The 9671-nt window shown below is 44.8% G+C and carries 8 protein-coding genes; 3 read left to right on the forward strand and 5 right to left on the reverse strand.

Going from position 1 to position 9671, the window contains the following annotated elements:
• Positions 1-2 precede the first annotated feature (2 nt).
• Positions 3-1202, reverse strand: coding sequence for an enoyl-ACP reductase FabV (gene fabV / locus BCT81_RS10550; RefSeq protein WP_102424155.1), 1200 nt, complete (start codon positions 1200-1202; stop codon positions 3-5).
• A gap of 81 nt (positions 1203-1283) precedes the next feature.
• Entirely contained in the window at positions 1284-1907 is a 624-nt protein-coding gene (locus tag BCT81_RS10555) for an arylesterase (RefSeq protein ID WP_102424157.1), read from the reverse strand.
• On the opposite strand from BCT81_RS10555, the gene BCT81_RS10560 reads away from it, so the two are divergent.
• The 3 genes from BCT81_RS10560 (at position 1906) to BCT81_RS10570 (ending at position 7007) form a co-directional block, all read left to right on the forward strand.
• Positions 1906-2580, forward strand: coding sequence for an ABC transporter ATP-binding protein (locus BCT81_RS10560; protein WP_004738017.1), 675 nt, complete (start codon positions 1906-1908; stop codon positions 2578-2580). The genes BCT81_RS10555 and BCT81_RS10560 overlap by 2 nt on opposite strands.
• A 1-nt stretch (position 2581) precedes the next feature.
• A complete protein-coding gene (locus tag BCT81_RS10565; RefSeq protein ID WP_102424159.1) occupies positions 2582-5020 on the forward strand; it encodes an ABC transporter permease in 2439 nt (812 codons plus the stop codon).
• Between the two features lie 532 nt (positions 5021-5552).
• Entirely contained in the window at positions 5553-7007 is a 1455-nt protein-coding gene (locus tag BCT81_RS10570; protein ID WP_102424161.1) for an NAD(P)-binding protein, read from the forward strand.
• Positions 7008-7089: 82 nt separating this feature from the next.
• Here BCT81_RS10570 and BCT81_RS10575 read toward each other — a convergent pair whose 3' ends face one another.
• From BCT81_RS10575 to BCT81_RS10585, 3 genes are all read right to left on the reverse strand, one after another.
• Positions 7090-8040: a biotin-dependent carboxyltransferase family protein gene (locus BCT81_RS10575; protein ID WP_102424163.1), complete on the reverse strand. Its 951-nt coding sequence runs from the start codon at positions 8038-8040 to the stop codon at positions 7090-7092.
• On the reverse strand, positions 8033-8779 hold the full coding sequence (locus tag BCT81_RS10580; protein WP_102424164.1) for a carboxyltransferase domain-containing protein: 747 nt from the start codon (positions 8777-8779) through the stop codon (positions 8033-8035). The genes BCT81_RS10575 and BCT81_RS10580 overlap by 8 nt, the downstream gene beginning before the upstream one ends.
• Positions 8780-8877: 98 nt before the next feature.
• Positions 8878-9621: a 5-oxoprolinase subunit PxpA gene (locus BCT81_RS10585; RefSeq protein WP_102424166.1), complete on the reverse strand. Its 744-nt coding sequence runs from the start codon at positions 9619-9621 to the stop codon at positions 8878-8880.
• Positions 9622-9671 lie beyond the last annotated feature (50 nt).

Raw genomic sequence — 9671 nt, forward strand, 5'->3', positions numbered from 1 at the left:
GACTAGGGCTTTAATTTTATAAAGTCTTCGCTATTCAATTTCTTACTGTAGTCTACCGATGGTTGTGCAAAACCGTTTAGTTGCAAGAATTCATCTTTAAATCCTTGGTAATCACCCAGAGTTTGGAAGTTGTTTTCATCCATCTTGTTGAGCAACTCTGTCACATGGGCTTGTGTCTCTGGGTCTAGTTCCCAGTCGTCCATTCGTATCAACCGTTCGCCATCAAGTGGTACTTTGGATTGACCGTACAGCTTAGTGCTAAACAGGCGCTGCATTTGTTCGATACACCCTTCATGCGTCTGTTTCTCTTTCATCACTTTGTACAACGCAAGCAAGTAGGGGCTTAAGCCCGGGATGAATACGCTTGCTTTGGTAACCAACGCCTTACACACAGTCGCATAAGCGTTGCCTTCAAAGTTAGCTAATTCAAGGTTAAGCGCATGACTGGTTTGATGAAGATCGATTTTTGCACGACCTAGTGTACCATCGAGATAGATAGGGTGTGTGACTTCAGGGCCAACATAAGAGAAAGCGATAGTCTTACAGCCGGGAGCGATAGATTCGGCATTGATGAGTTCGTCGATCCAACTTTCCCAATCTTCGCCCCCCATCACTTTGAGTGTGCTTTTTGCTTCCTCTTCAGTGGCAGCTTCAAGCGTGTTGGTCACCCAATTATCGTGCTCAAGAGAAATGGTTGCGCCAGTTACGCTTTCACCAATAGGTTTAATCGCAGAACGCCAGAATTCATCAGAATTGGGCTTGGGACGTACACCCGCAGCCAGACTGTAGATCACGAGATCGACTTCACCTTCGAAATAAGTTTCGATGGCTTCAACAACTTGTGCGCGGGTTTCTTGGGAAAAGGCATCGCCTACGATGTTAATAGCGGTGCGGTGCTCACGTTCCGCTTCTTTTTTGAAGTAGATGTTGTTGTACCAGCCGGCACTACCAAGAGATTTTTCGTTTGGGCCACGTTCGAATGAAACGCCAATGGTGTCGGCTTGAGCACCGCCAAAGGTAAGGGCGATACGAGCGGCCAGGCCAAAGCCTGAAGAAGCGCCGATGATCAATACTCGTTTAGGGCCATCTTTGATTTGCGGCGCACTCTTAACGAATCTAATTTGTTGCTTTACGGCTTCTTGACAGCCAAGAGGGTGAGCGCTTTTTGCTACCACACCCTTGATAATAGGTTCGATCAGCATAAATAACCTTACAGTTAACGGTGATATGCACTCAGGCTAACGTAAAGCTGTGTAAAATTTATTGAGCTAGACCATTAAAACCTAAAGATACTGATATAATTCTTCGGCGACAAATTCAGCAATCCAAGGTTGAGCTTCTGGTTTAGGATGCAAACCATCGTTCATCATCCACTCCGGTTTTAGGATGATGTGCTCTAGGAAAAATGGAAGCAGGGGTACATTTTGTTGATCAGCCAACGCTGCAAACACGTATTCAAACTGCTGGTTGTAACGCTTGCCATAATTAGGTGGGATTTTAATTTGCATCATAATTGGTCTCGCACCCGCCGCTTTTATCTGCTCGATGATTTGATCTAAGTTTGAAGACATCAGCTTAGGTGGGAAGCCACGAAGACCATCGTTGGCTCCAAGCTCAATAAGGACGGTGTCTGGAGCGTGTTCTTCTAGTAGCTGGGGTAAACGAGCTAAACCGTTACCTGTTGTGTCGCCAGAGATACTGCCGTTGACCACGGTAACCGCTTTATCATGTTTCGCTAACGCATCTGGTAACAAACTTGGCCAACTCTGTTTGATATCCATGTTGTAACCAGCACTCAAGCTGTCACCAAGTATCAGTAACTTCGAATCTTGAGCTGACGCAGAGCCTTGAGCCAAAGAAGCGGTAGAAAAGAATATAAATAATAAAAAGGAAATTAGTCGAGTCATGCATACATCCATCATTAAAGCAGAAGCTGTTTCCAAGACAGTGTCTACTAATCAAGAACATTTAACAATCCTAGAGCACGTCGATATTGATATTCGTGAAGGTGAAACAGTCGCGATTGTCGGTACATCTGGGGCAGGTAAATCGACCTTGATGACACTGCTGGCTGGCCTTGATGTTCCTACCAAAGGCGAAATCCATTTATTGGGACAACCACTTTCACAGCTAGATGATGAAGCCAGGGCGAAAATCCGAAGTGAATCGGTAGGATTTGTTTTTCAAAGTTTCTTATTGATTCCGAGCTTATCAGCGCTGCAAAACGTGACACTACCATGCTTACTAAAAGGCGAAGATGAAGACATTGAACGCGCAACTGCGTTACTTGAGTCGGTTGGCTTAAAAGACAGGCTCGATCATCTACCATCTCAGCTATCAGGTGGAGAACAGCAGCGTGTAGCTTTGGCTCGTGCGTTCATGATCAAGCCAAAAATCCTATTTGCTGACGAACCAACTGGTAACCTGGACCAACAAACCGCGGCCAAAATCGTAGAGCTACTGTTCGAACTGAACTCTTCTCACGGCACCACACTAGTACTGGTGACACACGATCCTAAGCTAGCACAACGATGTCAACGAACGCTTAAGATGCATGTCGGACAGATAGAGGAAGTCTAAATTGAATTCATCAAACGGACTGAACAAGCGCCTGTTTTCATGGAGCATTGAAGAGATTCGACATGGACAACTATGGCCGGTATCGATCGCTTTAACACTGATCATTGCCTGTGTTTTCGCATTATCAGCATTGGCTGAGCGCATGGAACAGGTCATCGTAAAACAGGGGAAAGATGCACTGACTGCTGACAGCGTGTTCATCTCAGCAAACCCAATCCCGCAAGCATTGTTAGATGTCACTCAAGTTGAGCAGTTAGAAAGCTCTCAATTAACTCGCTTTTCAACTATGGCATTTAGCGATAACTCGATGCAGTTGGTGACAGTTAAAGCGGTGGAGAGCAACTATCCATTGCGTGGTGAAATGTTACTAGAAGGTGCAGACAATGCATCGAGCAATCACGTTGAACCCGGTGAGTTGTGGCTGGACGAACGTATTTTCGCGCAGTTGGAAGTTGAAATAGGTGACAATGTCACTATTGGAGATGCCGACTTAACCATAACAGGACGAATCACCCAAGAGCCAGGGTTAAGCTTCAACCCATTCCAACAAATGCCTGCGGTACTGATACACAATGATGATATTGATGCGACAGGTGCCATTCAACCGGGAAGTCGTGTAAGTTTCAGACTGTTCTTAAACGGTGATGATGCAAAACTCAAAACTGTTCAAGACAGTATCAAATTAACCCCGAGTGATCGTTGGCGTACACAAGACTCAGCAAGCCGTACCAACGACATGTTTGAAAGCACCACGCAATACCTATCGTTAACTGTTGCGATTGTTGTGATTATGGCGGCGACGACTTTGGTCTTAACGTGCCAACATTATGTCGCGAGCCGTAGAAAAACCATTGCTATGTTAAAAAGCTTGGGGGCGAGCAAACCCTGGATCATTAAGTGGCTAGCGGTACAAGTATCATTACTTGTCGTTATTGGTGCCGTACTCGGTATTGCGATTGGTATCGGTTTAGAGTTTCTTCTACGTATTCCGCTTGGTGATTTACTGCCATCGCCGCTTCCAAGCTACGGTATCGAACCTGCGATTCTTGCAATCTTATCCAGTGTTTTAATTGGTGTGCCTGCACTTGGCATTCCGTTGATTGGGTTGGTAAATACCTCTGCGATTAGCGTGATTCAATCAAGCCATAAGACACGCGATAGCTATAAGAAATTCGCTTTGCTGTTGGTGCCTATCATCCCAATGATGTTGATGTATGGTGACAATTTATTGGTGTGGATTGTTTTAGCCGGTATTGCGTGCCTATTTTTGGTTCTGGCCCTAGTTAGTACGTTTGTACTGCGCCTGTTTGGCAAGCTTCCGACATCGACATCAATGCGCTTAGCTTTAAGTCGAATTAATCGTACGCCGCTTGCAACGGGCATACAATTTGGCTCGTTAGCGCTTTCGTTGATGTTGCTGTCGATTATCTGGTTGGTGAGAAGCGATCTGTTGTCAGACTGGCAACAAACCCTGCCTGAGAATGCACCCAATGCATTTGCACTGAATATCGCCAGTTATGAGAAAGACAGCTATTTGGAAACCATTGATGCTAACGGAGTCGAGCGTACTCAAGCTTTCCCGATCATTCGTGGGCGACTAACAACAATCAATGGTGTCGTAGCATCTGAATATAGCGAGACATCTGAACGAACTGATGCGCTAAGCCGTGAAATCAACTTCACTTGGGGCGACTCACTACCAGAGTATAATGAAGTGCTTGATGGCACTTGGACGAAAGAGCAGGGCGTGTCTGTTGAATCTGATGTAGCAGAACAACTAGGTTTGGAAATTGGAGACGAGCTCGCTTTCACCATCAATAGTCAAAAGGTATCAGCGAAGGTTAACAGTATCCGTAAAGTAGAATGGCGTGAAATGAAGCCAAATTTCTACTTCATCTTTACTCCAGACGTCTTGAGCTCAATTCCTTCGACTTGGTTAGTGAGCTTTAGAGTCGAAGATCAGCACAACCAAATGCTCAACGAGCTCTCACGGAATCATCCAACCGTGAGTTTGATGGATATCCGTGTAATGGGCAGCAAGATCCAAGAGCTGCTTAAACAGATTGTTTGGTCGATTACCGTGTTGGCAGCACTTGGCGTCGTTGCAGGATTATTGCTTATTTTTACGCTCTTACGTCTTAGCTTATCTCAAAGGCAACAAGAGATACGTTTGTACCGTACGTTAGGGGCAAGCAAGAAAAGGATCCTTAACACTATCTGGTGTGAATATGGGCTAATGGCACTGGTAGCAGGCTCAATTGCTGCGCTAGGTTCTGAAATGAGCGTGGCAGGTGTGATGAGTTTCGGCTTTGAACTCTCGCCTTCGCTTCATCCGATGTTGTGGGTTGTTTTACCTGTGCTGACCTTTATCACACTGGCCGCTGTTGTGAACAGCTTAATCAAGCGTCTGTTGGCGCCTGTAAATAAGGATTTTGGATAGTTGAGATAGAAAACCTTAAATAGCTTGTTGAAGCGGTCTGATTGTGAATTTTTATACCAAAGCAATAGCCAAGGATAGAAGCCACAGTTAGACCGCTTTTTATTTGACCAGCGAACGGCATAAATTAGGGATTGAGCGCCTTAAAATCGACATTTCTTAGCATTAAATGAAACCTAATGTGTATTTATGTCGATTTAATAAACAGAGGTTAGTCCCTGTAAACAAAGGGTTTGCGCAACTTAGCGAGAACGTTATCAACAGTTATCCACAAAAACGGTGGATAACTTTAGGGATAAGTTAACATCTTTGTTTTACAAGTACTGAGACAGCCTTTATGTGGCGTCACTTAGGACAAATTTGACTGTTAGAATAACCTTGAAACTAGGATTCAGAGTTATTGAGTCAAGAGATTATTTAAGTTTTTTACATAGATTCCAATATCAAGGAGCCTAAGACCTTGATAAAAATGTGTTTTAATTCGTCCTCGAACAAAAGTAGAATAGCGGCAGTTAATCTTATTCTACAGAACACGATGAGCCACAACAAAACGGATACAAATCAAGCTTCTATTGCCATTGTTGGTGGTGGTATAGCCGGAACAACAAGCGCTATTCACTTCAGTGAGTTGGGTTTTAAGGTCACGATCTTAGAAAAAGGGCCGAGTTTGGTTAATGGTCCACCGATTTGCCACCTACACGCTGGCGGCAATTTGTATCGAGATATTTCTGTAGAGCAGTGTCTTCAGTTACTTACTCAGTCTATTGATACTGTTCGTCTGTTTCCTCACACGATCAATATTCGTCCTACTATCATTGCTGTACCACACAGTGATGGTGGGGACCCAATGGACTTACTTCCTCGCCTAAAAATAATCAAAGACGCTTATGCTGAGCTTGTTAAACAAGATAAAAGCAACCAAGTGCTTGGTGACCCCGAGGAATACTATAAGCTCTACAGCAAAAAAGAACTCATCGCACTTTCTAAGAAGACACAACCACTGAAACCGACATCACTTGATGAGTGGTGCATTCCTTTTGCCAAACATACTGATTTAGAAACGCTTAAATATCCCGTTGCTATGGTTCAAGAGTACGGTTGGAGTGTATTCCGACTGTCTGCGACCGCTCAGCTCTCTTTGGGACAACAAGCTAACTGCACCGTGCTGACTAACAGCCGTTTACAATCGGTTCAATCAACGGGGCAAGGTTGGTCTTTGACTTATACCGATGTTGATAACCAAAGCCGTAAACTAACCACTGATTATTTAATTAACGCCAGTGGCTTTGAGACCGGCATAGTGGATGACTTTGTTGGCTCGAAGCAGCAGCGACTTGTTGAGTTTAAAGCCGCTTACGTCACAGAATGGCCATACTCTCAAGAATGCAAGGAAGAGTGGCCAGAGGTTATCTTTCATGGCCCAAGAGGCACACCGCAAGGCATGGCTCAATTAACACCATATGCAGACGGTGTATTCCAGCTTCACGGTATGACGGAAGGGATCACGCTGTTTGAAGGCGGGTTAGTGTCATCTTCGACAGATTCTTCTCAACCGCAGTTACCATCAAAACTGCTCAAGAAGATCGTATCTGGTTGGAGTGAAGAACAGCTCGAACTGAGAACACGTGCGGCAATTACGCATATGTCGCAGTTCATTCCGAGTTTTAGTTCTGCTCAAGTTGGCGGAAAACCTCTGTTCGGCGCTCAACAAATTCCAGGTACAGACCCAAGCCTAAGAGCCTCAGATGTCTCTTTCTGTGGTGAACGCTATGCAAGGCTTGAAGTAGTAAAGGCGTCTTCAACATTAGAAGCTGCGCAGAAGGTGGCTCAACACTGGTTCGATATTCCAGAGTCTGACTCGATTGAAGAGACACATTCAGTGACAATGTCACTTGAGTTAAACGATATTGAAAACAAAGCGATAGGGTTGACCCAAGAGCGTGGGTACCCAAATGCGCTGGCGAAAGTTTCAGGCCAAGACCACCACTAAAACGAACAATCGGCTTACTTAGGTAAGCCGATTTTTTATCCTTAGGCAATCACCATTCTCAACGGTGGCTGAAAGCTCATTATCAATAACCGAAGAACCTCGCCCACTGACACCACACATCTTGCAACCCCAAGCGATCCCCCTTACTAAATGAAATCTGATGCCCGGGCTTTGCTTGCGCTAAACGTGGTAAGTCAATTCTTGCTACACACCCGATCTTTGGATAACCACCAATAGTCTGCCTATCATTGAGCAGAACAATAGGTTGCCCATCTTGTGGTACCTGAATGGCACCTAGCGCAATGCCTTCGGATAACAGTGATATATCTGGAGAGTGCACCGATTCACCACTAAGACGATAACCCATACGGTTCGAGTTTTGGTCCACGATATAGGGTGAGTTGTAAAACGTCTCCTTGGCTGACTCTGAGAATAGTTCGCTCTGGTAGCTCTCAATGACTCTTAAATTAACAGGCAAGTTGTAATCGGGTGTATACCGGAAAGTGACACTAATAGGCTTAAAGTGCTTGGGGAGAGCTTGCTTAGTGAAAATTAACTGGTCTCCAACTTGGCAAGGTTCACCATTTTGAGTTAGTCCACCTATTTTTTCACGCGTTACTGTTGCACTGCTGTTAAGGACTCCAGGAACAACGAAACCACCCTTAATCGCAAGATAAGCTCTGAGTCCATTCCTAGGTAAGCCAAATGAAAGCATTTGCCCTTTAAACGCTTGAAATGTACTCCAGTTGGGTAAAGGTTTGCCATCCAAAGTTGCCTGTAAGTCACCACCGCAAATCGCCATCTCACAATCATCATTGACTTGTAGAGTACACTGACCAAGAGTGATTTCTAGCGCCGCTTGATTGACGGGATTGGCTAATAAGTGATTTGCCCAACTATAGGAGTAATCGTCTACGGGGCCCCCTTGTGTTAAACCAAGGTGAGAAACGCCAAAACGTCCAAAGTCTTGAATTATACTTAAAGACCCCGGTTTCACTATGGTTAGGCTCGCTTTATTGACTGATTTAACCATGGCCTACATCTCCTCCAAGCTCGACAAACTCTGGTTTTGATATTGCTTTGAAGCGCACAAAGTCACCCACATTCAGAAGAGAAAGTTGGTCGTGCATTTGGTTAGCCTGAGTCAACTGAGCGTGATCAAACAGAGAAATAGGGCAGTTACCGATGATGTTCCATCCTCCTGGAGAATCTGACGGATAAATCGCAGTCTTTGAATCTGCAATTGCGATACTTCCCTTAGGGACACTGAGCCGTGGAGTAGAGTGACGCGGCAGAACTAACGGCTCAACCACGTCTGACATAAAGGCGAAGCCAGGGATAAAGCCAATAGCGCTGACACTGTATGTCTGAGAAGTGTGATAGTGAATGATATCGTCTAGCGACAAACCTTTGGCCTGATATCTATCTAAATCAAGAGCTGTTTCGTTTGAGTAATAGGCCGGTAATTCAATAATGTTGCGAGTGTTACTCTCACTTGAAAATGTCGCCTTTGCCTCTGTCAGTATCGACTTGAGTTGAGAAATAAAGTGCTCTTCAGAAATTCGGTAAGGCAGATAATCAACCAATATTGTGTTGTACGCTGGAGTGACATTCATCAATACTGTGGCTAAGCTCTGGCGAATAGCATCTGAAAAGTGAGCCATATATTGTGCATTGCTCCCACTAGAACCTGCGTTTAGTGGCTGCAGCGTCACAAGCACACTGCACTCAGCAACAGGCTCGATATTAAATTTTATCTCGTTTTTCGTCATTTGCTTTCCATACGTTTTATTCCAACTTCCATGTTCGTGCGTCATGAGTGTTTCCTCTGTTCTTGCGCAGGGAATCGAGGACATTCATTGTGCCGCTATTAATTAAACGCGTTGAGATCTTGTCGGATTTTTCTAATGAGTGCGATGGATTGAGGATTGTCACCATGAACACAGATGGTGTCAGCTTCGATAGGTAGCCTTTCACCTTCAATGGTCGTGACCGAACCGTAGTTAATGATCTGCATCACTTGGTTGTAGATATCGTCTTGGTTCACATACACCGAGCCTTTCTGCGAACGTGGCGCAAGATGACCGTTGTTTAAATATGCTCGATCAGCGAATGCTTCGAACAAAAGGGGTAAGTCGTGATCATCAGCGATATCCAAATATTGTTGGTTGTCAGAAGAAGAGAGGATCATAAGAGGGATGTTAAATTCCGCTACGGCTTGCGCGACGGCATTAAATACATCTGTATTTGCCATCATATCGTTATAAAGCGCACCGTGAGGTTTCACGTAGCCGACACTAGTATGGTGATAACGGCACAGGGCTTGTAATGCACCAACTTGATAACAAACGAGTTCACTGATTTCGTCCATACTGTGAGGAATTGACCTGCGACCAAACCCAACGAGATCCTGATAACCGGGGTGGGCACCGATTTGAGTGTGATAGTGCTGGGCCAGTTTAATAGTCTTTGACATCACGTGGGGATCAGACGCGTGAAAACCACAGGCGATATTTGCCATATCAACCCATTCCATGACCGATTCATCATCGCCCATCTTCCAGTTGCCGAAACTTTCTCCCATGTCGCAATTAAGCAAAATCTTCGTTGTCACGTGGTGCTAATCCTTTACGTTAAAGTTACTAATGACGGTCTTATAAATGC

Source organism: Vibrio sp. 10N.261.52.A1 (assembly GCF_002876325.1).
GTDB lineage: Bacteria > Pseudomonadota > Gammaproteobacteria > Enterobacterales > Vibrionaceae > Vibrio > Vibrio chagasii.

Bases quoted from the DNA above. Each gene is read 5' to 3' on its own strand.
- fabV (WP_102424155.1), bottom strand. From the start codon at position 1,202: ATGCTGATCGAACCTATTATCAAGGGTGTGGTAGCAAAAAGCGCTCAC.
- BCT81_RS10560 (WP_004738017.1), top strand. From the start codon at position 1,906: ATGCATACATCCATCATTAAAGCAGAAGCTGTTTCCAAGACAGTGTCT.
- BCT81_RS10555 (WP_102424157.1), bottom strand. From the start codon at position 1,907: ATGACTCGACTAATTTCCTTTTTATTATTTATATTCTTTTCTACCGCT.
- BCT81_RS10570 (WP_102424161.1), top strand. From the start codon at position 5,553: ATGAGCCACAACAAAACGGATACAAATCAAGCTTCTATTGCCATTGTT.
- BCT81_RS10575 (WP_102424163.1), bottom strand. From the start codon at position 8,040: ATGGTTAAATCAGTCAATAAAGCGAGCCTAACCATAGTGAAACCGGGG.
- BCT81_RS10580 (WP_102424164.1), bottom strand. From the start codon at position 8,779: ATGACGAAAAACGAGATAAAATTTAATATCGAGCCTGTTGCTGAGTGC.